The organism is Brevundimonas sp. FV1ps31S, assembly GCF_058681265.1.
Genome location: NZ_CM178735.1, coordinates 3,047,095 through 3,072,772, shown reverse-complemented (window position 1 = coordinate 3,072,772; position 25,678 = coordinate 3,047,095). Strand labels below are relative to the sequence as shown.

General features: G+C 67.7%; 26 protein-coding genes and 1 riboswitch. Of the genes, 20 read left to right on the top strand and 6 right to left on the bottom strand.

The window, feature by feature from the left end:
- Positions 1 to 39 precede the first annotated feature (39 nt).
- Positions 40 to 1,869 carry a phosphomethylpyrimidine synthase ThiC gene (gene thiC / locus ACVPT3_RS14665; RefSeq protein ID WP_492043834.1) on the bottom strand — a complete coding sequence of 610 codons (1,830 nt, stop codon included), beginning with the start codon at positions 1,867 to 1,869 and terminating at the stop codon, positions 40 to 42.
- A 150-nt stretch (positions 1,870 to 2,019) separates the two neighbouring features.
- A riboswitch (TPP riboswitch) is annotated at positions 2,020 to 2,128 on the bottom strand.
- A 127-nt stretch (positions 2,129 to 2,255) separates the two neighbouring features.
- Here thiC and ACVPT3_RS14660 point away from each other — a divergent pair.
- From ACVPT3_RS14660 to ACVPT3_RS14645, 4 genes are all read left to right on the top strand, one after another.
- Positions 2,256 to 3,191, top strand: coding sequence for a nucleoside hydrolase (locus ACVPT3_RS14660; RefSeq protein ID WP_492041596.1), 936 nt, complete (start codon positions 2,256 to 2,258; stop codon positions 3,189 to 3,191).
- Complete coding sequence (locus ACVPT3_RS14655; RefSeq protein ID WP_492041595.1) at positions 3,191 to 4,036, top strand: ribokinase; 846 nt, start codon at positions 3,191 to 3,193, stop codon at positions 4,034 to 4,036. The genes ACVPT3_RS14660 and ACVPT3_RS14655 overlap by 1 nt, the downstream gene beginning before the upstream one ends.
- A gap of 64 nt (positions 4,037 to 4,100) precedes the next feature.
- Positions 4,101 to 5,357, top strand: coding sequence for a hypothetical protein (locus tag ACVPT3_RS14650; protein WP_492041594.1), 1,257 nt, complete (start codon positions 4,101 to 4,103; stop codon positions 5,355 to 5,357).
- 95 nt (positions 5,358 to 5,452) lie between these two features.
- On the top strand, positions 5,453 to 7,924 hold the full coding sequence (locus tag ACVPT3_RS14645) for a S9 family peptidase (protein WP_492041593.1): 2,472 nt from the start codon (positions 5,453 to 5,455) through the stop codon (positions 7,922 to 7,924).
- 29 nt (positions 7,925 to 7,953) lie between these two features.
- Here the strand turns inward: ACVPT3_RS14645 and ACVPT3_RS14640 are convergent, their stop codons facing one another.
- Positions 7,954 to 9,084: a zinc-dependent alcohol dehydrogenase family protein gene (locus ACVPT3_RS14640; protein ID WP_492041592.1), complete on the bottom strand. Its 1,131-nt coding sequence runs from the start codon at positions 9,082 to 9,084 to the stop codon at positions 7,954 to 7,956.
- Between the two features lie 205 nt (positions 9,085 to 9,289).
- Here ACVPT3_RS14640 and ACVPT3_RS14635 point away from each other — a divergent pair, with 205 nt between their 5' ends.
- Complete coding sequence (locus tag ACVPT3_RS14635) at positions 9,290 to 9,724, top strand: acyl-CoA thioesterase (RefSeq protein WP_492041591.1); 435 nt, start codon at positions 9,290 to 9,292, stop codon at positions 9,722 to 9,724.
- Positions 9,725 to 9,790: 66 nt separating this feature from the next.
- On the opposite strand, the gene ACVPT3_RS14630 is transcribed toward ACVPT3_RS14635, so the two are convergent.
- Entirely contained in the window at positions 9,791 to 10,186 is a 396-nt protein-coding gene (locus tag ACVPT3_RS14630; RefSeq protein WP_492041590.1) for a hypothetical protein, read from the bottom strand.
- Between the two features lie 291 nt (positions 10,187 to 10,477).
- Positions 10,478 to 11,503, bottom strand: a complete 1,026-nt coding sequence (locus tag ACVPT3_RS14625; protein WP_492040808.1) for an IS110 family RNA-guided transposase — start codon at positions 11,501 to 11,503, stop codon at positions 10,478 to 10,480.
- 179 nt (positions 11,504 to 11,682) lie between these two features.
- Between ACVPT3_RS14625 and ACVPT3_RS14620 the strand changes: the two genes are divergently transcribed.
- The 3 genes from ACVPT3_RS14620 (at position 11,683) to ACVPT3_RS14610 (ending at position 15,529) form a co-directional block, all read left to right on the top strand.
- Complete coding sequence (locus tag ACVPT3_RS14620) at positions 11,683 to 13,422, top strand: cellulase family glycosylhydrolase (RefSeq protein ID WP_492041589.1); 1,740 nt, start codon at positions 11,683 to 11,685, stop codon at positions 13,420 to 13,422.
- Between the two features lie 79 nt (positions 13,423 to 13,501).
- Positions 13,502 to 14,812, top strand: a complete 1,311-nt coding sequence (locus ACVPT3_RS14615) for an acetamidase/formamidase family protein (protein WP_492041588.1) — start codon at positions 13,502 to 13,504, stop codon at positions 14,810 to 14,812.
- A gap of 81 nt (positions 14,813 to 14,893) precedes the next feature.
- A complete protein-coding gene (locus ACVPT3_RS14610) occupies positions 14,894 to 15,529 on the top strand; it encodes an IPTL-CTERM sorting domain-containing protein (protein ID WP_492041587.1) in 636 nt (211 codons plus the stop codon).
- A gap of 73 nt (positions 15,530 to 15,602) precedes the next feature.
- Here the strand turns inward: ACVPT3_RS14610 and ACVPT3_RS14605 are convergent, their stop codons facing one another.
- Positions 15,603 to 15,800: a hypothetical protein gene (locus tag ACVPT3_RS14605; protein WP_492041586.1), complete on the bottom strand. Its 198-nt coding sequence runs from the start codon at positions 15,798 to 15,800 to the stop codon at positions 15,603 to 15,605.
- A gap of 146 nt (positions 15,801 to 15,946) precedes the next feature.
- Here ACVPT3_RS14605 and ACVPT3_RS14600 point away from each other — a divergent pair, with 146 nt between their 5' ends.
- The 9 genes from ACVPT3_RS14600 to ybgC all read left to right on the top strand — a co-directional run bounded on the left by ACVPT3_RS14600 (position 15,947) and on the right by ybgC (position 22,976).
- Positions 15,947 to 16,720, top strand: coding sequence for a YebC/PmpR family DNA-binding transcriptional regulator (locus ACVPT3_RS14600; protein WP_492041585.1), 774 nt, complete (start codon positions 15,947 to 15,949; stop codon positions 16,718 to 16,720).
- 169 nt (positions 16,721 to 16,889) lie between these two features.
- The gene (locus tag ACVPT3_RS14595) at positions 16,890 to 18,239 is read left to right on the top strand and encodes a hypothetical protein (protein WP_492041584.1); all 1,350 of its coding nucleotides are present in this window, start codon (positions 16,890 to 16,892) and stop codon (positions 18,237 to 18,239) included.
- A gap of 138 nt (positions 18,240 to 18,377) precedes the next feature.
- Positions 18,378 to 18,896 (top strand): hemerythrin domain-containing protein, encoded by a 519-nt coding sequence (locus ACVPT3_RS14590; RefSeq protein ID WP_492041583.1) that lies wholly within the window; start codon positions 18,378 to 18,380, stop codon positions 18,894 to 18,896.
- A gap of 45 nt (positions 18,897 to 18,941) precedes the next feature.
- Positions 18,942 to 19,637 carry an MgtC/SapB family protein gene (locus ACVPT3_RS14585; protein WP_492041582.1) on the top strand — a complete coding sequence of 232 codons (696 nt, stop codon included), beginning with the start codon at positions 18,942 to 18,944 and terminating at the stop codon, positions 19,635 to 19,637.
- A 46-nt stretch (positions 19,638 to 19,683) separates the two neighbouring features.
- Positions 19,684 to 20,202 (top strand): crossover junction endodeoxyribonuclease RuvC, encoded by a 519-nt coding sequence (gene ruvC, locus ACVPT3_RS14580; protein ID WP_008259243.1) that lies wholly within the window; start codon positions 19,684 to 19,686, stop codon positions 20,200 to 20,202.
- Complete coding sequence (gene ruvA / locus ACVPT3_RS14575; protein ID WP_008261054.1) at positions 20,199 to 20,816, top strand: Holliday junction branch migration protein RuvA; 618 nt, start codon at positions 20,199 to 20,201, stop codon at positions 20,814 to 20,816. Before ruvC ends, ruvA begins: the two co-directional genes overlap by 4 nt.
- Before the next feature lie 148 nt (positions 20,817 to 20,964).
- Positions 20,965 to 21,999, top strand: coding sequence for a Holliday junction branch migration DNA helicase RuvB (gene ruvB / locus ACVPT3_RS14570; protein WP_492041581.1), 1,035 nt, complete (start codon positions 20,965 to 20,967; stop codon positions 21,997 to 21,999).
- 134 nt (positions 22,000 to 22,133) lie between these two features.
- The gene (locus ACVPT3_RS14565) at positions 22,134 to 22,502 is read left to right on the top strand and encodes a hypothetical protein (protein ID WP_492041580.1); all 369 of its coding nucleotides are present in this window, start codon (positions 22,134 to 22,136) and stop codon (positions 22,500 to 22,502) included.
- A gap of 9 nt (positions 22,503 to 22,511) precedes the next feature.
- The gene (ybgC, locus tag ACVPT3_RS14560) at positions 22,512 to 22,976 is read left to right on the top strand and encodes a tol-pal system-associated acyl-CoA thioesterase (RefSeq protein ID WP_492041579.1); all 465 of its coding nucleotides are present in this window, start codon (positions 22,512 to 22,514) and stop codon (positions 22,974 to 22,976) included.
- Positions 22,977 to 23,023: 47 nt separating this feature from the next.
- Here ybgC and ACVPT3_RS14555 read toward each other — a convergent pair whose 3' ends face one another.
- A complete protein-coding gene (locus ACVPT3_RS14555) occupies positions 23,024 to 23,287 on the bottom strand; it encodes a hypothetical protein (RefSeq protein ID WP_492041578.1) in 264 nt (87 codons plus the stop codon).
- Between the two features lie 234 nt (positions 23,288 to 23,521).
- Here ACVPT3_RS14555 and tolQ point away from each other — a divergent pair, with 234 nt between their 5' ends.
- The 3 genes from tolQ to ACVPT3_RS14540 are packed head-to-tail and all read left to right on the top strand — an operon-like array spanning position 23,522 to position 25,565.
- Positions 23,522 to 24,271 carry a protein TolQ gene (tolQ, locus tag ACVPT3_RS14550; protein WP_492041577.1) on the top strand — a complete coding sequence of 250 codons (750 nt, stop codon included), beginning with the start codon at positions 23,522 to 23,524 and terminating at the stop codon, positions 24,269 to 24,271.
- Positions 24,272 to 24,274: 3 nt separating this feature from the next.
- Positions 24,275 to 24,730 (top strand): ExbD/TolR family protein, encoded by a 456-nt coding sequence (locus tag ACVPT3_RS14545; RefSeq protein ID WP_492041576.1) that lies wholly within the window; start codon positions 24,275 to 24,277, stop codon positions 24,728 to 24,730.
- A gap of 4 nt (positions 24,731 to 24,734) precedes the next feature.
- Positions 24,735 to 25,565: a hypothetical protein gene (locus ACVPT3_RS14540; RefSeq protein ID WP_492041575.1), complete on the top strand. Its 831-nt coding sequence runs from the start codon at positions 24,735 to 24,737 to the stop codon at positions 25,563 to 25,565.
- Positions 25,566 to 25,678: the final 113 nt, after the last annotated feature.

Here is a 25,678-nt window from a genome sequence, read left to right as displayed (position 1 = left end):
GAGGGGCGGGTCCTTAGGGCCCGCCCTTTTTCTTTTCGTCTAGACCTTCACCTCGATAGCTCCACCCCCTGCGCGGAACTTCGCGCTCATCTCCGCCATCCCGGCCTCCGCATCTACCAGCGAACCGCCCGCATCATTCTGCGCCTGCGCATCTCGCCGGATGTCCTGGCTGATCTTCATGCTGCAGAATTTCGGGCCGCACATGGAGCAGAAGTGGGCGGTCTTGTGGGCTTCCTTGGGCAGGGTGGCGTCGTGGTATTTGCGGGCGGTTTCGGGGTCGAGGCCCAGGTTGAACTGGTCCTCCCAGCGGAACTCGAACCGGGCGCGGCTCAGGGCGTCGTCGTGCAGGCGGGCGGCGGGGTGGCCCTTGGCCAGGTCGGCGGCGTGGGCGGCGATCTTGTAGGTGATGACGCCGTCCTTGACGTCCTGACGGTCCGGCAGGCCCAGATGCTCCTTGGGCGTGACGTAGCAGAGCATGGCCGTGCCGAACCAGCCGATCATGGCCGCACCAATGGCCGATGTGATGTGGTCATAGCCGGGGGCGATGTCGGTGGTCAGTGGGCCAAGCGTATAGAAGGGCGCCTCGTGGCAGTGTTTCAGCTGCTCATCCATGTTGGCCTTGATCTTGTGCATCGGCACGTGGCCGGGGCCTTCGATCATGACCTGGCAGCCCTTGGCCCAGGCGATCTTGGTCAGTTCGCCAAGGGTGCGTAGCTCAGCAAACTGCGCCTCGTCATTGGCGTCGGCGATGGAGCCGGGGCGCAGACCGTCGCCCAGGCTGAAGCTGACGTCATAGGCCCGCATGATGTCGCAGATGTCCTCGAAATGCTCGTAGAGGAAGCTCTCCTTGTGGTGGGACAGGCACCATTTGGCCATGATGGAGCCGCCGCGCGAGACGATGCCGGTGACGCGTTTGGCCGTCATCGGCACGAAGGGCAGGCGCACCCCGGCGTGGATGGTGAAATAGTCCACGCCCTGTTCCGCCTGTTCGATCAGGGTGTCGCGGAACACCTCCCACGTCAGGTCCTCGGCTATGCCGTTCACCTTCTCCAGCGCCTGATAGATGGGCACGGTGCCGATGGGGACGGACGAGTTGCGGATGATCCAGTCGCGGATGTTGTGGATGTTGCGGCCCGTCGACAGGTCCATGACATTGTCCGCGCCCCAGCGGGTGGCCCAGACCAGCTTGTCGACCTCGTCGTCCACCGACGACAGGACGGCGGAGTTGCCGATGTTGGCGTTGATCTTCACCAGGAAGTTGCGGCCGATGATCATCGGCTCGACCTCGGGGTGGTTGATGTTGTGCGGGATGATGGCGCGGCCGCGCGCGATCTCCTGGCGGACGAACTCGGGGGTGACGAAGTCGGGGATGGCGGCGCCGAAGTCTTCGCCGTCGCGGATGCAGGGGCTGTTCTGCTCGCGGCGCAGGTTCTCGCGAATGGCGACATATTCCATCTCGGGCGTGATGATGCCGGCCTGGGCGTATTCGTACTGCGTCACCGGGCGGCCCTCGACGCCCTTGAAGACGCGGTGGTGCGAGGTGTCGAACCGGGGGGCCAGGTTCTTGCCGCTGGCGTGGCCGTTGTCCTCGGGCTTGACCTCGCGCGGGTTCAGGACAGGGGCGATGTCGCCGCGATCAAGCTGCCACGACGACTTCACCGAGGGCAGGCCGCGCTTGATGTCGATGGTGACGGTCGGGTCGGTGTAGGGGCCGGAGGAGTCATAGATGGTCACCGGCGGCTCGTTGGCCGACGGGTGGACGGCGACCTCGCGGAAGGGGACGCGGATGTCGGGGTAGAGCTCGCCGGCGACATAGACCTTGCGCGATCCGGCGCGCTCGCCTGTGGGGATGGCGCCGGTCTCCTTCATCACCTGCTCGCGGGCGTCCTTCAGCGCCAGATCCACATTGGGTTCTTCGGGCAGGACGGGCGGGGTGACTTGGATGTTCATGGCGGCCTCAAACGGTTTGAGGTCCGCCGACGTCGGGCGTGCCGGTCCTTGAGCGCGAACAGGGCGCGTGGACCAAAAGCGTACTCATCCCTTCGCCGGCATGACCCGGATCAGGTTCGACGGGTCAGGCGGCTACGCCAATCTCAGCCGCTCGATCGCGACCCCCCGGAGAACAGCCTCAGGGTGACGCGGGGGGAGGGTGACGTCAAGCGGGGGCCAGCTTGGCTGGAAAAGACGCCGGATTAGCGTGGGATAAGGGACAAAACGGTCTTGCCCGTCGGGCTCGGGGTCGGCAAACGGGGCCTGTGTCTATCCAATCCCTGATCATCGACTGCGACCCCGGCGTGGACGACGCCGTGGCGCTTTTCCTGGCCTTCGCCGCCCCCGAGCTGGAGTTGCTGGCCGTCACCACTGTGGGGGGGAATGTCCCCGCCCACCTGACCCAGCGCAACGCGCGGATGATGCGCCAGATCGCCGGCCGCGAGGATGTGCCGGTGTTCGGCGGCGCTGAACGGCCGCTGAAACGCCCCCCGGCCGGGGCCGGCGACTTCCACGGGCCGGAAGGTCTGGGCGACCTGGAGCCCTTTGCGCCCACCGGCATCATCGGCGACGGCCCGGCCGCCAACGCCATCGTCGACCTGGTGATGAAACGCCCGGCCGGATCGGTCGCAGTCGCCGTCATGGGGCCGATGACCAACCTGGCCCTGGCGATGAAGCGCGAACGGAGGCTTGTCGACCATCTGGGGCCGGTCGTGGTCATGGGCGGGGCGCGGTCGGAGGGCGGCAACACCACGGCCTCGGCCGAGTTCAACATCTGGGCCGATCCGGACGCGGCGGCGGCGGTGTTCGGCTCGGGCTGCGAGGTGATCGCCTTCGGCCTGGACGCGACGCACCAGGTGCGGGCGACCGAGGAGCGTATCCGCGCCGTCGAGAAGATCCGCACAGAACCGGCGCGCACCGTCGCCGCCCTGCTGCGCTTCTCGCAACGGACCGAGCGGCAGGCGACAGGAGAGGCGGCGGCGCCGCTGCACGACCCCTGTCCCATCGCCTGGCTGATGAAGCCGGAGCTGTTCACCCTGAAGCCCTGCCGGATCGAGGTCGAAACCAACTCGGAGCTGACGCGCGGCCATACGGCGGTGGAGTTCCGCGTCGATCCCGCCACGGCGCGACACCGCTGGGCCATCGCGGCCGACGCGCAGGGAGTGTTCGACCTGCTGGCCGAGACGCTGAAGGCCAAGTGATGAGGATCACCGTCGTCGGCTCGATCAACCTGGACCTGGTCGCGGCGGCGCCCCGCCTGCCGGCGCCGGGCGAGACAGTGACGGGGGCCAGCCTGGCCCGCTATCCGGGCGGCAAGGGCGCCAACCAGGCCTATGCCGCCGAGAAACTGGGCGCCGAGGTCAGCCTGATCGGCCGGGTCGGAAACGACTCCCTGGCCGGCGAGGCCCTGGCCCTGATGTCGGACCTCGGCGTCGATCTGGCGTGGGTGGAGGTGGATGTGGCCGCCCCGACGGGCGTCGCTTTGATCGCCGTCGATCCCAGCGGCGAGAACCAGATCGTGGTGGCGGCCGGCGCCAATCATATGGTCACGCCGGAGCAGTTGCCCCAGCGGATCGAGGGCGCCCTGATCGTCCAGCTGGAGCTGCCGATCGAGACGGTCGAGGCGGCTGTGGGCCGGGCCACCGGCTTCGTCTGCGCCAACCTGGCGCCTGCCGCGCCGGTGTCGGAGATGCTGCTGCGACGCGCCGACCTGATCGTCGTCAACGAGACCGAGGCCGCCTTCTACGGCGACGTCCTGCACCGGGGCGGCGGCCGAGTAGTGGTGACCAAGGGCGCCAGGGGCGCGGCGATGTATCAGCGCGGCGTCGAAATGGCCTGGGCGACCCCGCCGGTTGTCGAGGCGGTCGATGCGACCGGCGCCGGCGACGTCTTCGTCGCCGCCATCACCGTGGCCCTGCTGGAAGGCATGGAGCCGGCTCAGGCCCTGCACTTCGCCTGCGCGGCGGGGGCGTTCGCCGCGACACGCGCGGGCGCTCAGCCGTCAGCGCCGGAACGGCAAGAGGTCGAGGCGTTGCTGGCGGGTTGACAGGGGCGCTCGCCATATTTCCGCCCCACGCAATCTGTGGGTTGGTTTTTAAATGGAGGGGGCGATGCTGACGCGACGAGGATTGGCCATGGTCGTTGCGACCGCAGGCCTGGCGACGACGCGAGCGGCTTGGGCGCAAACCGCGCTGAGCGCCGATGAACAGTTCATGGTCGAGGGGCGGTATCTTCCGCGATATCTGGAGCTGAAAGCCCAGGCGGCGGCGGGTGATCCGATGGCGCAGGCCCTGTTGCCCCAATACGCCGCCTTTGTGGGGGATGAGGCCACAGCCTTTGGCGAGGAGCGTGTGCGGTCAGACGCGACGGCCCTGCCCGACCTTGAGGGTGCGCAAAGTCGCGACGCGATCGCCGCCATTGTCGAGGCCGCGACCGACAAGCAGATCGTCATACTGAACGAGGCGCACAATGTGTCGGGGCACCGCAGTTTCGCAGCGGGAGTGATGCGGGCGTTGAGACCCCTTGGGTTCGACACCTTTGCCGCCGAGACCTTTATCCAGCCGCAAGAAGACGCCGCGCCGACGATGCGCGTGTTCAGAAAGGGCGCGCCGCTTCATGGTGGGCTGGGCTATTATATCGCCGATCCTGTCTATGCTGAGATGGTGCGCGAAGCGGCGGGGCTCGGCTATGTGTTTGCGGACTACGAATGGCGCTGGGACCAGCGCCCGCCTCAAACCGCATCGATGGATGAGCGGTCGGCGGCCCGCGAGGCGGCCCAGGCCGCCAATCTGGTCGAGAACGTACTCAAGAATCGACCCGACGCGCGCATCTTCGTGCTGTGTGGATACAGCCATGCGATGGAGGTCGAGGGGCGCGGCGGGCTGTGGTTCGCAGCGCGGCTGAAGGCGCTGAGCGGCATCGATCCCTTGACTGTAGAACAGTCTCTGAACTGGCCCGCGACGCGCCCGGAAGCGGATGCGCCCCATGTCGCGGCCGTGTTGGCGCGTTTTGCGCCGAGTTCGCCCATCGTCGTGTCGCGCGATGGCCGCGCCTTCGTTCAGCGAGATTATGATGGCCGGATGGACCTGAGCGTCTTCCATCCGCGCCTGCCCAAGGTCGCCGGGCGTCCGGGCTGGCTGGCGGCCGATCCGGTGCGCAAGGCGGTTGAGGTTTCAGTGCCGCCCTTTGAAGGGCCGGCCCTGGTGCAGGCCCTGCATATGGGCGAGGGAGCTGTGATTCCGGCCGATCATCTTTTGCTGGAGCCGGGGCAGGCGCGAGCAACCCTGTTGCTCAGGCCGGGCTCCTATTTCCTGCGCCTGGAGACGACGCGGGGGATCGAGCCGGCGTTCGGGATGGTGAATGTCTGATACTGGCGGCAATGTGACACTGTAACGTCGTAAGGTCTTGCCGCCTGGGTCAGGACGCTCTTAGTTGCCCGCCTGAGTTTTGTGGGGGATTTCCGATGATGTTGCGCGTTCGTGGGGCCGGTGTTGCGCTGGCGGCGGTGTTGATGGCGTCGACGGCCGGCGGCGCTTTGGCCCAGAGCGCCGGTCAGAGCGCGGCGCCGACGGTCTCGGTCTATCAGCAGCCGCCGTCGCCGATCGCCGACATTCTGGACGCCAAGCCGACGCCGTCGCCGATGCTGAGCCCGGATCGCAAGACCCTGGTGTTGATGGACCGGTCGAACCTGCCCAGCATCAAGGCCTTGGCCGAGCCGATGCTGCGGCTGGCGGGGGCGCGGATCAATCCGCGCAACAACGGCTTGGCGGAAAGCCGGGTGTCGTGGCTGACCGGGCTGAGCCTGCAGGCGGTGGACGGGGGCCAGCCTCGGGTGGTGGCCCTGCCGGCCGAGGCGCGGTTCACGGCGCCGCGCTTCTCGCCGGATGCGAAATCCCTGGCCCTTGTGCTGGACCGGCCGACGGGGCTGGAGCTGTGGGTCGTGGATGTAGCGACGGCGCGGGCGCGCAAGCTGACCGAGCCGGTGGTCAATATGACGGACGGGTCCGGCTATGACTGGCTGCCAAACAGTTCGGGCCTGCTGGTCGAGGCGGTTCCGGCCGGGCGCGGGCCGGCGCCAGATGTGACCATGGCGCCGACGGGGCCGAACATCGAAGAGACGGCCGGGCGGGTGGCGCCGGTGCGGACCTATCAGGACCTGCTGTCGAACCCCGGCGACGAGGCCCTGTACGATCACTATTTCACCTCGCAGCTGACCCTGGTTCCGCTGAACGGCCGTGCACGGACGATTGGCGCCCCGGCCGTTTATCTGGACAGCGCCGTGTCGCCGGACGGGAAATATATCCTGCACGAGATCGCCAAACGGCCCTACTCCTATGTGGTGCCTGCGGGCCTGTTCCCGACCGAGATCGTGGTGACGGATATGGCCGGGCGGGTGGTGCGGACCGTCGCCGATCTGCCGCTGAGGGACGACGTGCCGACCGCCTTCGACGCTGAGGCGCCGGGGCCGCGTTCGGTCGGTTGGCGCGCTGACGCCCCCGCGACCCTGACCTGGGTCGAGGCGCTGGACGGCGGCGATATTCGCAAGGACGTCGAGTTCCGGGATCGGGTCTTCATGCAGGCGGCGCCGTTCACGGCCGAGCCGGTCAAGCTGATCGACCTGAAGGAACGCTACGCCGGGATCGTCTGGGGCAAGGACGACCTGGCCATCGTCAACAGCCGCTGGTTCAACACCCGGCACGAGACGCGGTTCGTGGTCGATCCGTCGAATCCCGGCGAGGGGCGGCTGTTGCTGGAGCGGAACTATCAGGCCCGCTACGACAATCCGGGCCAGCCGGTGACCCAGCCGAATGCGGCGGGCCGGTCGGTGATCCGGTTCGATCCGCAGGGGCGGATCCTGATGTCGGGCGCCGGGGCGACGCCGCTGGGCGCCTTCCCCTTCCTGGCCGCCATGGACCCGGCGACGGGTCAGAGCGAGCGGCTGTGGACCTCGGCCGACACGGATTACGAGGCGGTGGTCGGCTTCCTGGATGCGGACGGCAGGCGGGTGGTGACGCAGCGCGAGACGCGCCTGGACCCGCCGAACCTGCAGATCCGCGACCTGACGACGGGCCAGACCACGGCCCTGACCAACTTCCCCGATCCGGCGCCGCAGCTGGCGGGGGCGACACGCGAACTGGTGACCTATCAGCGGGCGGACGGGGTCAAGCTGTCGGGGACCCTGTATCTGCCGGCGGGCTATGACAAGGATCGCGACGGGCCGCTGCCCATGCTGATGTGGGCCTATCCGGCCGAGTTCACCGATGCGGCGGTGGCGGGCCAGACGGTGGATGTGCAGAACCGCTTCGTGCGGCCGGGCGGGTCCAGCCACCTGTTCCTGCTGACCCAGGGCTATGCGATCTTCGACAATCCCTCCATGCCCATCATCGGCAAGGACGGGGCCGAGCCGAACGACACCTATGTCGAACAACTGGTCGCCGACGCCCAGGCGGCGGTCGATGCGGTGGTCGGCATGGGGGTGGCGGATCGCGACCGGATCGCCGTCGGGGGCCACAGCTACGGCGCCTTCATGACCGCCAACCTGCTGGCGCACAGCGACCTGTTCAGGACCGGGATCGCGCGGTCGGGCGCCTATAACCGCACCCTGACGCCGTTCGGCTTCCAGTCCGAGCAGCGCAACTATTGGGAGGCGACCGAGATCTATACCGAGATGTCGCCCTTCACCTATGCGAACAAGCTGAACGAGCCGATCCTGCTGATCCACGGCGAGGCGGACGACAACTCCGGCACCTTCCCGGTGCAGAGCGAGCGGTTCTATGCGGCGCTGAAGGGGCTGGGGGCGACGGCGCGTTACGTCACCCTGCCGCTGGAGGCGCACGGCTATCGCGCGCGGGAATCGGTGGGCCACACCCTGTGGGAAATGACCCGCTGGATGGACCAATATGTGAAGAACGCGCCGCCGAAGCCGGCGGAGTGATCACGGGGCTGGTGGTCAGGGCCTAACTTTCAGGGCCTGACCACCAGCCGGACCACCTCGCCGGCGTGCAGGCGGTCGAAGCCGGCGTTGATGTCGTCCAGGGGAATGACGCCGCTCATCAGACGGTCCACCGGCAAGCGACCCTGGCGGTACAGGGCGACATAGCGGGGGATGTCGCGGCTGGGGACGCAGGTTCCGATATAGGAGCCCTTCAGGGTGCGCTCCTCGCCGACCAGGGAGACGATGTTGACGGCGAGCGCCGCTTCGGGCGGGGGCAGGCCGGCGGTGACCGTGGTTCCGCCGCGCCGGGTCATCTTCCAGGCGGTGTCGAGGGCGCGGGCCGAGCCGGCCATTTCGAAAGCGAAGTCGGCGCCGCCGTGGGTCAGGGCGCGGACCTGATCGACGGCGTCCGGAGCGGCGCCGTTGACGGTCTGGACGGGGCCGAGGGTGCGGGCCAGGGCCAGCTTGTCCTCGGACAGATCGACGGCGACGACGGGCGACGCGCCGGAGGCGAGGGCGCCGAGGACGCTGGACAGGCCGACGCCGCCCAGGCCGATGACGACGACGCTCTGGCCCGCCTTGACGCCGGCGGTGTTCACCACGGCGCCGACGCCGGTCAGGACGGCGCAGCCGAACAGGGCCGCCTCCTCGAACGACAGGTCGGGGTCGATCCGGACAAGGGACCGGCGCGAGACGACGGCGTGTTCGGCGAAGGCGGAACAGCCGAGGTGGTGGTTGACCGGCTCGCCCTCGCGGAAGAGGCGGCGGGCGCCGGACAGCAGCGCGCCCTTGCCGTTGGCGGCGGCGCCCGGCTCGCACAGGGCGGGACGGCCGCCGGCGCACGGGTCGCAATGGCCGCAGGACGGCATGAAGACCATGACGACGTGGTCGCCTACGGCCAGGTCCGCGACGCCGTCGCCCAGGGCCTCGACCACGCCTGCGGCCTCATGCCCCAGGGCCATGGGCAGGGGGCGGGGACGGTCGCCGTTGATGACGCTGAGGTCCGAATGGCACAGGCCGGCGGCTTTGATGGCGACCAGGACCTCGCCGGGGCCGGGCGGGTCGAGCGTCACGGTCTCGACGGAGAGGGGCCTGCTGTCGGCATAGGGGGGCGAGGCGCCCATGGCGGACAGAACGGCGGCGCGGGTCTGGATGCTCATGGGCACGCTCTTTCTTGCGCTACCGCCGCCGACGCGGTCGTCGGCTGCTTGAGCGCGGTTCTTGCGCTACCGCCGCCGATGCGGTCATCGACGGCTTGAGCGCCTTGTGATCTGCCCGCTATCGATAGGCGCTTGACGCAAGGTCGTCCAAGCCCGAGCGTCGGGGCAAGGCGACGCGCACTGTCGCCAGGGAGGACGACTGACGATGCCCAAGAGCGATTTGGGGCCCTTGGCCGAACGCGCGACCTACAAGGCCTTTCACATGGTCTCGACGCGCTGGGCCGATAACGACCAGTACGGCCATATCAACAACGCCAAATTCTACGAGTTCGTGGACTCGGCGGTGAACGCCCATCTGCTGATCGCCAATGCGCTGGACGAGTCCATCGGCCTGGTGGTGGACAGCGGCTGCCAATACACCTCGGCGCTGAAATTCCCCGATGTGATCGAGGTCGGGATCAAGGTGGACCGGATCGGCACCTCCAGCGTCAGCTACGGCTTCGCCGTGTTCAAGCGCAGCGTCGACGTGCCGGCCGCCGTCGGCCATTTCGTCCACGTCTATGTCGACGCCGAGACGCGCCGTCCCAAGCCCCTGCCGGCCAAGCTGAGAGCGGTGGTGGAGAATCTGAGGGCGGGGTGAGGGAAGGGGCGGCGTCCTGGGGCGGGAGCGGCTTTCGGCGCAAGTGTCGATGACCGCCTTCGACCCCTAACGGACCTTGATCTTACGGCCCGGTATGCCGAGGTATTCGTCAACCGAACGGCGGCCCAACTGGTCTTCGACGGTGACGCTGAAATGCCCACCGTATCGGCTATCCGTGGCGAAACGAGCAGTCAGTGCGGCGAACGTTATCGAGCTCGTGCCGTGGCTCGCGCAGAGACGATCAAGAGCATCCCGATACAGCCTGATGACTTTGGTTAGGGTAGGAGATGTGGGGCTGCCTGAACTCGTTCCAGACAGGAAATCCACCTCGATATATCCGGCGGGCGAACCTGCTGCCTCGGCGAATATGTCGATCTCGTAGTTGCCCACGAGAAGGCATATGCCACTCACGAGCGAGTCAGCGATGTTGTGTCCAATGGATTTGAGTTCGCCGAACTTCATCCGATCACTCTAGCGAACCAACGACCGCTTTCCATCTGTGGACGCCCCCTTCAGCGCAAGAGTGAATCCGAGAGTTTCTGACACGTAGTCGGATGCTGCCATCTGTCCGGCCTGTACTGCGGCGGCGTACCGTCGCTGGCCTGTATGGGAGTTCGCGGATCCGGTCCAAATCACCCTGAGCGTGCTCGAAGCACGGTGGAAAGCCCTGGTTTTCCTGATCCCGTCTCGCCGACTGTTGCGCCATACGCTCCTTCGCTCATCCTACGCCTCGACGTCTCGCGTTCGTACTGGCTAGGCCAGCGCGCCCGGAGCCCGGTAGACATCGCCCTTGGCCAACAGCGCCCAGACGATGCGGGCGTTCTTGTTGGCCAAGGCGACGATGACCAGCATCTTCGGCTTTCGCGCCAGCATCTGGTCGAGCCACGACCCTGCTGGTGCGCTTCGGATGGCGGCCTGTTTGATGACGGCGCTGGCCCCGATGGTCAGAAGCCGTCGAAGCGTTCGCTCGCCCATCTTGGTGATCGAACCCAGCTTCTGCTGACCGCCGGTGGATCGCTGTCGTGGCGTGAGGCCCAGCCAGGCGGCGAAGTGACGTCCGCTCTTGAAGGCTTCGTGAGAGGGCGCGAGCGCGATCAGGGCCGTCGCCGTGATCGGTCCGATGCCTGGGATGGTCATCAGTCGACGCGCGACGGGATCATGCCGGGCGCGAGAAGCGATCTCTGCGTCGAGCACAGCGATCTGCTGGTCGAGCGTTCGCAAGCTCGAAACCAGGACCAGAAGAATGGTTCGGGCTGCGGGTGGAAGCCCCTCGGCCGGGTCCTCGACGCGCGCGATCAGCCGATCGACGTGCGGCACGCCCTTGGGAACGATCCAGCCGTACTCGGCGAGATGGCCGCGCAGGGCGTTGATGGTCTGGGTACGCTGACGCACCAGCAGGTCCCGGGCTCGGAAGACCACGCTGCTGGCCTGCTGCTCCTCCTGCTTCAGCGGCACGAACCTCATGCTGGGTCGCTGCGCCGCCTCGCAGATCGCCTCTGCGTCGGCCATGTCGTTCTTCTGACGCTTCACGAACGGCTTCACATAGATCGGTGGGATCAGCCGGACCGTGTGGCCCTGTCGGGTCAGCTCGCGACCCCAGTGATGGGCTCCAGCGCAGGCCTCCATCGCCACCACACAAGGTGGAAGGCCTGCGAAGAACGCCAGCAAACGCCCTCGCCCCAACTTCTTGCGAAACACCACATCGCCCGAAGCATCCGCGCCATGCGCTTGAAAGATGCTCTTGGCGAGATCCAGACCAACAGTGCTAACCTGTCCCATGGACGCCTCCTTCGAGTGTTGTTCAACACCCTCACTCTGGCACATCGATGCCGTCGGGGGGCGTCCACCCCATCACCCCCTCTCAGACATTCCCGGGTCTCCTCAAGGCGGCATCGCTCACCCTAGCCATCGCGCGCTTCTCGTGAGAACGTTATCAAAACGGAGCGTGGAGGAACGCCATGAGGACGGGATGGATCGCGGCCCTGGCCGTGACTGTGGCGCTGTGCGCGCCCTGTGGGGCCGAGGCGCAGACGGGCGGGTTCCTGAAGACCGAGGGGACGCGGATCGTCGATGAGACGGGCGAGCCGGTCATCCTGCGCGGCATGGGGCTGGGCGGCTGGGTGCTGCAGGAAGGCTATATGCTGCAGCTGGGCGCGCTGGGTCCGCAGCATGTGATCCGGGCCCGGATCGCCGACCTGATCGGCGAGGAGAAGACGGAGGCCTTCTACGCCGCCTGGCGCGCCAATCACACGACCAAGGCCGACATCGACGCCATGGGGCGGTGGGGCTTCAACTCGGTCCGTCTGCCGATGCACTACGACCGGCTGACCCTGCCGGTCGATCAGGAGCCGGTTCAGGGACAGGACACCTGGAAGGAAGAGGGCTTCGCCGAGATCGACGCCCTGCTGGCCTGGGTGAAGGCCAATGGGATGTATCTGATCCTGGACCTGCACGCCGCGCCGGGCGGGCAGGGCAGCGACCTGGCCATCTCAGACCGGGATCCGTCGAAACCCTCTCTGTGGGACAGTGCCGAGAAACGTCGCAAGACCGTGGCCCTGTGGCGGCGGCTGGCCGAACGCTACGCCGACGAGCCGGCTATCGGCGCCTATGACCTGATCAACGAACCCAACTGGGACTTCGAGAAGCCGGGCGGCGGCCACGGCTGCGAAGAGACGACCAATGCCCCGCTGCGGTCGCTGATGATGGAGATCACGGCGGCGATCCGCGAGGTCGATCCGCGGCACATGATCGTCATCGAGGGCAATTGCTGGGGCAACAACTATCGCGGCGTCACGCCCCTGTGGGACGAGAATACCGCGATCAGCTTCCATAAATACTGGAACGCGACGGACCGGGCCTCGATCGCCGACATCCTGCGGTTGAGGGACGAGACCAACGCGCCCGTGTGGCTGGGCGAATCCGGCGAGAACTCCAATACCTGGTTCACTGAGACCATCGCCCTGGTCGAGGGCGAGGGGATCGGCTGGGCCTTCTGGCCGCTGAAGAAGATCGGCTTCAACCAGCCGCTGGAGATCACGCCGAACCCTGGATGGCTCCGGTTGGTCGCCTATCTGACGGGCAAGGGGCCGCGGCCGTCGGCGCAGGAGGCGCAAGAGACGCTGATGCGGCTGGCGACGCACGACATCCGGTTCGAGAACAATTTCGAACATCGCGACGTGGTGGACGCCATGCTGCGCCAGCCCCGTTCGGACGCGGCGGTTCCGTTCGTCGCGCATCGGATCGGGGCGGCGGGCGTGACCATCCGGGCGGCCGATTATGACCTGGGCCGGTCGGGCGTGGCGTGGAAGGATGTCTATGACTCCGACACCGACGGGGCGGGCGAGCGCGTGCCCTGGTGGAACACGGGGCGGACCTGGCGCAACGACGGGGTGGACATCGGCGTGGTCGAGGGAGAGCCGGTCGTCGCCGAGTTCGAGACGGGGGAATGGCTGCGCTACACCCTGACGGCGGAGACGGCTGGTAACCGCGCCCTGACGGTGGTCGGCGCCGGCGGCCGGGTGTCGGTGCGGCTGAACGGGGGCGAGCCGGTGAGCGTGGTCCTGCCCGCAGGCGATGGATGGGGCGAGGTCGCGACGGCGCCCCTGCCGTTCATGGCCGGGACCAACACCCTGGTGCTGAAGGCCGAGGATTGCGCGGCGTGCCGGGTGAAGGCCGTCGAGGTCGGCCCGCGGCCCTGACCACATTGCCGAAGCTTCACTTGCGTGAGGTCGCGGTCCGGATAGCGTTCGCCCGCCCCTTCCGGGCGGGAGACGAACCATGCGTCGATGGATGATGACGGGCCTGGCGGTCCTGGCGGTGGCGACGCCGGCGTCGGCGGCGGCGCCCGAGACCTGGCTGGTGTCGGTTGATCGGTGGGGCAACGCCGAACATACGCTGCTGACCCTGGAGGCGACGGACGGGGCCTTGTCCGGCCGGTTCGGCGGCTGGGCGCTGGAGGGTCGCAAGGACGGCGACCATATCGCCTTTTCCGCCACCGACAGCCATGACGTGGCCTACCGGTTCGAGGGAACCGAGACGGACGGGGGCCTGACGGGGTGGGCCGACTATCCCGACACCAGCAACGCCGGACCGCGCGTGCGGCACGGGTTCAGCGCACGGCGGCTGGAGATGCCGACCGGGGCGCCGGGGCGACGGACCTATGCGCCGGACCGGTACTCGAACACCTTCACGGCCGATCTGGCGCCGGTCATGGTCATCCAGCCGGGCGATGTGGTGGCGACGCGAACTATCGATTCTGGCGGGATCGACGAGAATGGGGACGTGGTCGCCCTGTACGGCAATCCGCAGACGGGGCCCTTCTTCGTGGCGGGGGCCAAGGCGGGCGACGTGCTGGCGGTGCATATCCGGCGGTTGCGGCTGAACCGCGACTATGCCGACAGCCTGGACGGAGTGGCGGGGCGGGCGATGTCGCTGGGTCTGGCGGCGCGGTCGGCGGGGCTGGGCAAGCGGGTGCGCTGGCGGCTGGACCGGGAGGCGGGGACGGCGCGGCTGGAGGATCCGCCCGAACGTTTGAAGGATTATGTCGTGCCGGTCCGGCCGATGCTGGGCGGACTGGGGGTGGCGCCGGACTTCGGCTTTGCGGAACAGTCGGCCGGCGACACCGGGCGGTGGGGCGGCAATATGGATTTCAACCGGATCGGCGAGGGGGCGACCGTCTATCTGCCGGTGTTCCAGCCGGGCGCCATGCTGTTCCTGGGCGACGGCCATGCGCTGCAGGGCGACGGCGAGACGACGCAGTGGGCGCTGGAGACCTCGCTGGACGTGGAGTTCAGCGTCGAGATCCTGCCGTCGCGGCCCCTTGCGGCGCCGCGCGTCGAGACCGAGGACCGGCTCACGGTCCTGGGTCAGTCGTCGTCGCTGGACGAGGCGGCGCGGGCCGCTACGGGAGCCATGATCCAGTGGCTGGAGCAGGACTATGGACTGAGCGTGTCGGAGGCGTCGCTGATCCTGGGGACGGCGGCCGAATACAGGGTCGCGACGCTGGCGGGCCGCAACGCCGGACTGGCGCTGAGCCTCGAGAAGGCACGCCTGCGCGACGTGCCGCGCAAGGCGCCGGCGGTCGAGTAGGCACGCCTTCGATTACGCATTGACTTGAAGGTGGAACGCGAACCTAGAAGACGCACATGTTTTTGAGTGGCAAGGAAAACTATGTCCCCAACCATCAGGCGTTCGCTGTTCGCAGCGGCAGCGGCAGCGGCCGCTTGCGCCTTCGCCATTCCTAATGGCGCGCAAGCCGCCCACGTCGTCACAGTCGTCGAAAGCGGCGGTAATGTCGTCGCGACCGGCTCCGGGCCGATAAACCTTGCGGCGCTTACACAGAACCCGACAGCAATAGGGGGCGGGGCTACAGGCTACAGTCTGGGTAATGCGATCATTATCGGCGGGCCGACGTGCAACCTCTGGGGAACCGGAGTCATCGCCGGACCGACGACGTTCAATGCGGCGGCAACCTATTTCGGCGCAAACAGCGGCAGCGGAGGGCCTATCGGATTCAGTCGCCTCGCCGGCATGGATGGGGTTTGCATCCCTGCCGGATATGTTTCAAACGCCCCGCTTTCCACTACATCGACCTGGAACGGTCGGACTTTCGCCAGCATGGGGCTGGTTCCCGGTACCTACGTCTGGACCTGGGGTTCGGGAGGCGCAGCCGATAGTTTTACGCTCCAGATCGGAGCACCTGCGGCTGCGGTTCCGACAATGTCAGAATGGGCGTTGATCCTGATGAGCCTGATGCTCGCCGGGGGCGCGGCGCTCTACATCCAGCGTCGTCGCATGACCAACTGACCGGCAAATTACCCATCCCCCTTTTCGGCGGAGCGGGGGGGGGCAAAGAGACGGGCGGTTTCGGACCGCCGCGTCAGTCGTCCAGCCAACCGGTCAGGAACAGCACGCCCACAGCCGTCAGGGCGCCCAGGGTGAAGGCGGTGATGATGGAGCCGGCGGCGACGGCGGCGGGGACGGTGACGGGGCGGGCTTCGTACCATTCGACGATGTCGGCCTCGTGCAGATCATCGTCGGCGCGGCCCTCGGCTTCGTAGATGTCGGCGGTGTTCATCGGGGGCTCCCTATTGGTCTGAGGGATCAATACTCGCAAACGGTCGCGGTTCCACCCCGCACGCGTCCGCGCCGGCCGAGGTGACAGCCTGTCGCGCATCGGCTAGGAGGCGCGGCTCAGGTTTCAGACTCTCGAAGACGATCCCCATGGCCGGCCACTCGAAATTCAAGAACATCATGCACCGCAAGGGGCGCGCCGATGCGCAGCGCTCCAAGCTGTTCTCCAAACTGTCGCGCGACATCACGGTGGCGGCCAAGTCGGGCCTGCCCGATCCGGCGGCCAACCCGCGCCTGCGCCTGGCGATCAACAACGCCAAGGCCGAAAGCCTGCCCAAGGACGTGATCCAGCGCGCCATCAACAAGGCCGCCGGCGGCGACGTCGATACGATGGAAGAGGTCCGCTACGAGGGCCGGGGCCCCGGCGGCGTCGGCATCATCGTCGAGGCCCTGACCGACAACCGCAACCGCGCGGCGTCGAACATCGGCGCGGCCTTCAAAAAGAACGGCGGCGCGCTGAGCGAGATGAACTCGGTCGCCTTCATGTGGGATAAGGTCGGCCAGATCATCTACAAGGCCGAGGCCGGGACCGAGGACGAGGTCATGGAAGCCGCCATCGAGGCCGGCGCCCAGGACGTCGAGAGCGACCTGGTCAAGCCCGACATCTACGAGGACGCGCCGGGCCACACCATCTGGACCGCCTTCGAGGATCTGAACGACGTCGCCGAGGCCATGTCCAAGGTGCTGGGCGATCCCAAGTCGACCGCCATCGTCTGGAAGCCTCAGTCCGAAGTGACCGTCACGGGCGACGCGGTCGGCACCCTGTTCAAGCTGCTGGATGCGCTGGACGCCGAGGACGACGTGCAGAACGTCTATTCGAACGAGGACATCTCGGACGAGGACGCGGCCAAATACGCCGGATAACAGGTACGCCGGATAATACGTATACGGGGTGATCGGCGAACGGAGGTCTCGACACCTTCGTAACCCGCGATTAACGTATGGTCTTAGGACGGTGAGCGGTTCGATTCGCCTCTGTGGCGGACATCGGGGCCGCCCGCCGTGATGCGGGCATACGACGCGGGGCGCGACCATGAAATTGACCAGAATAGACCGGGTCCTGTCGCGCGGCGGCAAGACGGAACAGGCCAAGGATACGCCGTCTGCGCTGGATCGTGCGGCGGAACAGGACGTCGCGGGCCTGATCGGCGAACGGTTCGAGACGATTCAGGACAGCTTGGATCAGCTGTCGGAAATGGCGCAGCGGTTCGGGACGTTCGAAACCCTGCTGGGTCAGCTGCGCGAACCGCTGGACGCCGAGTTCAAGTCGCGGCGCGACAACCACATCGAACTGCTCAATCTGCGCAACGCCAATGCGTCGGTGATGAAGCAGGTCGGCGCACTGAACGCCGAGGTCCGCAAGCTGTCGGACGCTCTGGCCGAGTCCGAGACCAAGGCCGACGATCTGTCGGCGCGCGGCGGGGAAGCGACGGCTAATCTGCAGGAAGCCCGGGTCGAACTGGGCCGGCTGCGCAGCGAACTCGCGCAGGCGTCCACGCGGCTGGAAGGTCTGGAGACGACCGAACGCGCCTCGGCCCAGCGGATTCGCGAGCTGGAGCAGGACCAGGACTCGCTGCGCAATCAGCTGAAACAGGCTGAAGCCGGGCGGGCTGAATCCGACAAAACGCGCGGCCAGGTGCAGCGCGACCTGGCCCTGGCGCTGGAAGAGAACACCGCCCTGCGCCGCCGGGTCGACGAGGTCGGCGCCGAAGTGGCGGGTCTGGCTCGCGCCGCCGCCGCTGGCGAAGGCCAGCTGGCCACCGAACGCGCCCGCGCCGCCTCCGAACAGGCCGAGGCCGCTCGCGCCATCCGTTCGCTGGAAACCCAGGTCGAAGCCGCCCGCGCCGAGACCGCCGCCCTGACCGCCCGGCTGGACACCGCCACGGCGCGCGCTAACGGGCTGGAAGTTCTGAACAGCGAACAGGCGTCGCGCCTGAACGAGCTTCAGACCGGCGCCCACGCCGTCGAACGGCGCGCCGACACGCTTCAGGTCGCGTTGGACCGCGCCGTGGAACGGGTCCGCACGCTTGAGATCGAGACCGAGGAATCGCGTCAGCGCCAGGCCTCGATGGAGGTGGCGCGCGTCGCCGCCGTCGATCGCGCCGAGGCCCTGACCAAGGCCGCCATGGCCCATGACAAGGCTATCGCCCGCGCCGAGGAACGGACCGCCAAGCTGCAGGCCAAGCTGGCCGCCGCCCAGGACGAGCACGAGGCCCGCATCCAGACCCTGAACCAGCAGATCAGCGCCCTGCGCGAGGATCTGGAAAGCGCCCGCGCCGAGGGCGCCATGTCGGCCGCGGCCCTGGACGCCGCGCGTCGCGGCCGTGGCGGCCGGGCGACCATAGCGGACGCCGCCGCCCAACTGCAGGCCATCGTCGGCTGATCTGGGCTGATCGGCGTCGGCGCGGAACCCGCGCGGACGAACGGGATTAAGGCGGGGACCGCGAGACCCGCCGATCCCGGCGGCCGCCCTGGCCGCCAGGGCGGATGGCATCCGGGGTCGTAGAGACGACGACCGCCCATGGACATCACCCAGCTGATCCTCGACGACCACGCCGAACAACGCCGGCTGTTCTCGATCATCGAACAGATCGAACCGAAGGACGTCAATGCGTTGAGCGCGGTCTGGCTGAGGCTGTCGGCCTTTCTGGACGTCCATGCCGAGGCCGAGGAGCGGTTCTTCTATCCCGACCTGATGAAACTGGGCGAGGGCGCCAATGACGCCGACGACGGCACGGTCGAGGGCGAGACAGAGGACGCCATCGAAGATCACAACAAGCTGCGCGACGCGGTCAAGGCCGTCGAGGCGCATGAGGTCGGCAGCCCCGCCTGGTTCGAGGCCGTGGGCGAGGCCAATGTGGTCAACTCCAAACACATGGGCGAGGAGGAGCGCCAGGGTCTGACCGACTTCCGCCTGAACGCCGACGTGGCGACGCGACACGCCCTGGCGGTGAAGTTCGCCGCCTTCGAGGCCGAACACATCACGGGCGTGAAGCCGGTCAACAAGGACCCCGAGACCTATGTCGAGGCGCACGGCTGATCTCGGGCGACGGAACGCTGGAGTGGGTGTGGTCGTTGAGAGCGGATGAATCTGGGTGGTCTCGAAGGCGCGGTCTTGCCGATCCTGGGCGCTGTGATCGCTGGGGGCGTGATCGGCTTCGAGCGGGAATGGCGCGGTCGGGCGGCCGGGTTCCGAACCCATATCCTGGTCAGCCTGGCCTCGGCCCTGCTGATGCTGGCCGCCCTGTCCCAGGCCGACTGGGCCTTCCGCGCCCTGCCGAACGAGACCATCACCACGGACCCGACCCGGATGGCGCACGGCGTGCTGACTGGGATCGGGTTTTTGTGCGCCGGGGTGATCTTCCGCACCGGCTTTTCCGTTCATGGCCTGACGACGGCGGCGTCGCTTTGGATCACTTCGGCCGTCGGTCTGCTGTTCGGGGCGGGTCTGTATGGACTGGGCGCGCTGGGCGCGGCGACGACGGCGCTGATCCTCGGCGGACTGAGACTGATCGACCGACGACTGCCGGGTCGGACGGTGATCGACGCCGCCATCTGCTGGGAGCGACGCGACCCTTCGCCCGAGGCGGCGGTCCAGGCGGCGCTGCGGTCACTGGACGCCGAGGTGCGTCCCGGCCGGTTCGAAATGATGCAGGATGGTCGAGCGCGGCGCACCTGGCGGCTGAAGGCGGCGAGCGAGGCGGACCTGCAACGCCTGGCGGAGCAACTCAGCGCCGTGCCCGGCGTGACCTCGTATCGTCTCGATCCGCGCGACGATTGAAACCGTTCATTGCCCGATAACCCTCTTTGCGGCATGAGGGGAACGGATGGCGAACGAACCTGTCAGAATCATCGGGCTGGACCCGGGCCTGCGACGCACCGGATGGGGGGTGATCGTCTCGGACGGCGCGCGTCTGAGGTGGGTCGCGCACGGGGTGGTGGCCCCGCCCGAGGCGGCGCCCTTTTCCGAACGCTTGCTGTTCCTGTTCGAGGCTCTGGGGACGATCTGCGCCGACCACGGCTGTGAAGAGGCGGCGGTGGAAGAGGTGTTCGTCAATGTGAACCCGTCCTCGACCCTGAAACTGGGCCATGCGCGGGCGGCGGTGATGCTGGCCCCGGCGAAACTGGGCCTGGCGGTCGCGGAATATTCGCCCAATCTGATCAAGAAGGCCGTGGTCGGGGCGGGCCATGCGGACAAGAGCCAGATCGCCTTCATGATCAAACGGCTGTTGCCGACAGCGGGGGACGTCAAGGCCGACGCCGCCGACGCCCTGGCCGTGGCGGTCACCCATGCGCAACTGAGGAAACGGTCCTTGCTGGAAGCCATGCACCGGGGGGCGGCGTGATCGGGAGATTGAGAGGCGTGCTGGCCGAGGTCGGAGAGGCGGACTGCCTGATCGACTGCGCCGGGGTCGGCTATGTCGTGTCGTGCGGGGCGCGGACCCTGGGACGGCTGCCGGCGCCGGGCGACGAGGCCACGGTCCATGTCCATTCGCAGTGGAGCGAGGACGCGGGGCCGCGCCTGTACGGATTTCTGACGCGCGACGAGCGGCGGGCCTTCACCACCCTGCTGGCCATTCAGGGCGTGGGGCCTAAGGCGGCCCTGGCGGTGCTCGACGTGCTGCCGCCGGGCGAACTGGCGGGCGCGGTGGCGCGCGAGGACAAGGCGGCGGTGGCGCGGGCCAATGGGGTGGGGCCGAAACTAGCGCTGCGGATCGTCACCGAGCTGAAGGGCAAGCCGTTGGGCGACGTCAGTTTTGCGCCCACAGCGCCGGGCGTCCATGTCGAGATCGCGCCGCCCCCGCCGTCCCTGACCGGCGAGGCCGTGTCGGCCCTGCTGGGTCTGGGCGTGGCCGAGGTCAATGCGCGGCGAGCGGTGGATCAGGCCCTGATCCGGCTGGGCGACGAGGCCGAACTGCCGGCGGTGATCCGGGCGGCCCTGCAGGAGCTGGGGCGGTGAGATTTTCTGTTCCACTCATCCCGGCGAAAGCCGGGACCCAGTGTTTTCGCATCACTCTGCGCCGGGCGCAGACCCGAGCTCTCGGATCAACACCGGAGCGCCCAAAGACCTGGGTCCCGGCTTTCGCCGGGATGAGCGGAAGTTGGATATGACCCGCATCATCTCCCCTGAGGCCGAAACGGGCGAAGCCTTCGACCGCGCCCTGCGGCCGCAGACCCTGTCCGAGTTCGTCGGCCAGTCGCAGGCCAAGGGCAATCTGAAGGTCTTCATCGACGCCGCGCGGGGCCGGGCCGAGGCCCTGGATCATGTGCTGCTGTTCGGCCCGCCCGGATTGGGCAAGACGACCCTGGCGCAGATCGTGGCGCGTGAGCTGGGCGTAGGGTTCCGCGCCACCTCTGGCCCGATCCTGGCCAAGGCGGGCGATCTGGCGGCGATCCTGACCAATCTGGAGCCGCGCGACGTCCTTTTCATCGACGAGATCCACCGGCTGAGCCCCCAGGTCGAAGAGATCCTGTATCCGGCCATGGAGGATCATGTGCTGGACCTGATCATCGGCGAGGGCCCGTCGGCGCGTTCGGTGAGGATCGACCTGGCGCCCTTCACCCTGGTCGGGGCGACGACGCGGGCGGGCCTTCTGGCCACGCCGCTGCGGGATCGGTTCGGCATCCCCCTGAGGCTGGAGTTCTACACCCCCGACGAACTGACGGCCGTGGTGCGGGGCACGGCGCGCAAGATGGGCGCGGCCATCGATGAGGCTGGCGCGCGCGAGATCGCGTCGCGGGCGCGCGGCACGCCCCGGATCGCCGGACGACTGCTGCGCCGGGTGCGGGACTTCGCCTCGGCGGACGGCGCCGAGACCATTTCGAAACTGGTCGCCGCGAAAGCCCTGGCGCGGCTGGAGGTGGACGAAGCCGGGCTGGACAGTCTGGATCGGCGGTTTCTGAAGGCCCTGATTGAGAACTATGGCGGCGGGCCGGTGGGCATGGACACATTGGCGGCGGCGATCGCCGAGGCGCGCGACGCGGTCGAGGACGTGATCGAACCCTATCTGCTGCAACAGGGCTTCATCATGCGCACCCCGCGCGGCCGCATGGCCTGCGCCAAGGCCTATGCTCATCTGGGCCTGAACGCCCCGCCCCAGAACCCGAATACGCCGCCGGTCGCGGGCGATCTGTTCGACTGAAACCCGAACTGAAGCGCGGGCTTGCCAAGCGGGGACCGTCGTCGTTTGCTGGCCGTCCAGCAGGAGCGCGCCATGACCGACCGACATCTCGCCGCCCGATCCTCCGTCGCCGGAGCAAAGGGCGGGCCGAGCCGATGAAGCGACAGCCGGTCTTGGTGCACCGGGTGGGGACGATAGTCGCCGTTGTCGCCCTGATCGTCGCCGCCATCGCAGTCTGGACCATGACGCACGGGACCCGGGTCGCGCCGCCGGAACCCCTGCCGGACCGGGCATTGCGCCAGATCCGCGAACATCTGGGGCGCGGCGCCGAGCTGCGCTATTCCGAGATCGGTCAGAGGCGGGCGGTGTGCGGCTATGCCGGGCGTGGACGCGGCGAGCCGGCGGTGGGTTTCATCTCCCTGCCTAACCGCATCCTGTTCAGCGACGATCCCTTGCCGGCCGAGTTTCGCGACATGCGCGACCGCCATTGCCCGGGCTTCCTGATCAGCCCGCCCCGGCGCTAGACTGGGGACATGAGCGATCTTCCCACCGCCGGCCGTTTCGAGGGGCGCGACCACCTCTTGCCGGTCCGCGTCTATTACGAAGACACCGATTTCACCGGCCTCGTCTATCACGCCAACTATGTCCGCTATTTCGAGCGGGGGCGGTCGGACTTCCTGCGAGCCATAGGCGTCGGTCATGCGGACCTGCTGGACCAGGAAGAGCCGCTGGCCTTCGTCGTGTCGGAGATGAACATCCGCTATCTGAAGCCCGCCCGGATCGATGACGCCCTGGTGGTGCGCACCCTCTATGAGGCGGTGAAGGGGGTGCGGCTGATCATCCGCCAGAGCGTCGAACGCGCCGGGGAGGTGTTGTGCCGCGCCGAGGTCACGGCGGTCTGCATCCATCTGGACGGCCGGCCGCGACGGCCCTCCAAGGGATTGGTCGAGAAGGTGACGCCGTGGCTGGCGCTTAATTACCTCGACGAAAATAGGTGATCCAAGAGCGTATCGGGGCCGACCTATCGGTCAGCCCCGAGGATTTTTCAGTCGTAGCCGCCACCGCCGAAGAAGCACTTACCGATAGGTTCGAGCGTGTAGTACGGCGTAACCGTTCCATTAACAGGCGTTGCCTGGACATAACCGTTCCAGCATCGATCACGGTACCATCCGACTTGCGTAGTCATCGTCGCATCACTGTAGAATGTGTGATGATACATTATGCCACCCGTTTGGGCGGTGGCCGCTGGGCCGAAGACTGAGACGACAAGCGTGGCGATGGCTAAGGCGGCGGCTTTGGTGCGGTTCATGACATCCTCCTTGGGAGACAGCCTCCCTAGTCAGCAAAATCTAAAAAGGCTCAATGATCAACCGTAGATTGAGTTTCTTGCATCCTGATTGTGAAATTTGATGACAGGCCTGTCAGATGACAGGGTCATCAAGCGACGCTAAGAGCCGCAGGCCACACAATGGTCACGCCCGCTCGGTCGAAGAGGGGCGTCGCCTGTTTCCAAACCGCACCCGATCCCGCCCGGAGCGCCTGAATGACTACGCCCGTCGACGCCTCGATGATGAACCCTGTCAAACTGTTCGTGGAAGCCGACTGGGTGGTGCAGGGGGTGATGATCGGCCTGGCGCTGGCCTCGCTGTGGTCGTGGACCATCATCATCGACAAGGCCTTCCGCTTCACCGCGCTGAACAAACAGGCCGACGACTTCGAAAAGGCGGTCCAGTCGGGCCGGTCGCTGGAGGATGTGGCGGCCCAGGCCGGGCCGGCGCCGGAACACGCCCTGCCGCGAATGCTGGTGATCGCCTTGTCCGACTGGCGCGAGGCGCGCCAGCGCGGCGCACTGAACGACCATCAGGGCGACCTGCTGATGACCCGGATCGACCGGGCGATGAACAGCCTGATCTCGCGCGAGGGCCAGCGGATCGAGAATGGCCTGGGCGTGCTGTCGGTCGTGGCGACGGCCTCGCCCTTCATCGGCCTGTTCGGCACGGTCTGGGGCATCATGAACGCCTTCGGGCGTATCGCGGCGGCGGGGAACACCAATCTGACGACGGTGGCGCCGGCCATCGCCGAGGCCCTGTTCGCCACGGCCATCGGCCTGGCGGCGGCCATCCCGGCCTATATCGCCTACAACAAGTTCTCGATCGACGCGGGCAAGTTCACCGGCCGGCTGGACGCCTTCGCCGACGACTTGCAGGCGGCGGTGGCGCGGCGTCTGGGCAGTTCGGCGACGCCGCCGGCTCCGGCCCCGAGCTCGGGCATCAATCTGAACCGGGGCGTCTGAGCCATGGCGCTGGGCGGCGGTGCGAGCGGCGGCGGCGGGCGCAGAGGACGGCGGGGGCGCAGAGGCCCGCTGACCGAAATCAATGTCACGCCCCTGGTGGATGTGATGCTGGTGCTGCTGATCATCTTCATGATCTCGGCGCCGCTTCTGACCGTGGGCGTGCCGGTGGAACTGCCCAAGACCGAGGCGAGCGCGGTCGAGACCAATAACGAACCCCTGTCGGTCAGCATCGACCAGCAGGGCGCGATCTTCATCGGCGACAGCGAGACGTCGTTCGACGACCTGGCGGTGCGTCTGCTGACCGAGGCCGGCGGATCGGACCAGGCGTCCGAGCGACCGGTCTTCGTGCGGGCCGACGGGCGGGCCCCCTATCAGGTGGTGGCGCGGGTCATGGCGCGGCTGTCGGCCTCGGGCTTCACCAAGCTGAACCTGATCACCGACACGGCGCCGGAGGCCTGATCGCTTGCGTCGGCCCAGCCCTGCCATTCTGGGATCCATCGCCCTGCACGCCGGGGTGGTCGCGCTCGCCTTCGTTTCGTTTTCACACAAGGCGGACGAGCCCAAGCCGCTGGTGAATTCGGTGCCGGTATCCATCGTCTCGGAGACGGTGATCGAGGCGGCGGCCGCCGACAATCCCGCGCCGGAACCCTCGCCCGACGACGCCGCGACGGCGCCAGTCAGCGCGCCGGAGACGCCGACGCCGCCGGTCCCTCAGCCCACGCCGCCGCCGCCGACCCCCACGCCCGCGCCGCCCCGTCCGGCCCCGCGCCCGACGCCGACGCCGCCGCGACCCACGCCGCCCCGGCCGGCGCCGCCCACTCCGGAAAAGGCGCGTCCGACGCCGCCCCGTTCGACCCCGCCGACCCCCGCTCGCCCTGCGTCAAAGCGGGATGAGCCCAGCCTGGACCTGGACGCCCTGGCGGGGCCGACCCGCAACACCAACCAACGCGGGCGCCCGGCGACGGGCCAGCAGGGGGCGGGAACGGCCAGTCGTGCAACCGGACCGCAACTTGCTGCGTTGGCGGGGCAGGTGAATCCCCACTGGAACCTGAATTGCGATCTGCCGGGTATGGACGCCATGACCATTCGGGTGACTGTGCGGCTAACGTCTGACGGGCAGATCGTCGGTTCGCCTCGGCTGGAACAGCCGCGCAATGATGCGACCTGGCGGGCCGCTTCCGACGCCATGCTTCGGGCTTTGCGGGCGGCAGCGCCCTTCGACGTGCCGGCCGGTTTCCAGGCTCAGGAAGTGCCGTTCCGGTTCGAAACGGCGCGAAAGTGCGGAAATCGCTAAACATCCCGTGACGGGTGTTCAGCTCGACCGAATGTCGCCCCAATCGCCGTGAAGCTGGCGATTGTCACAACGTCCAGCGATAAGGACGTGACTGTCTTTCCAAGCTTGGGAGC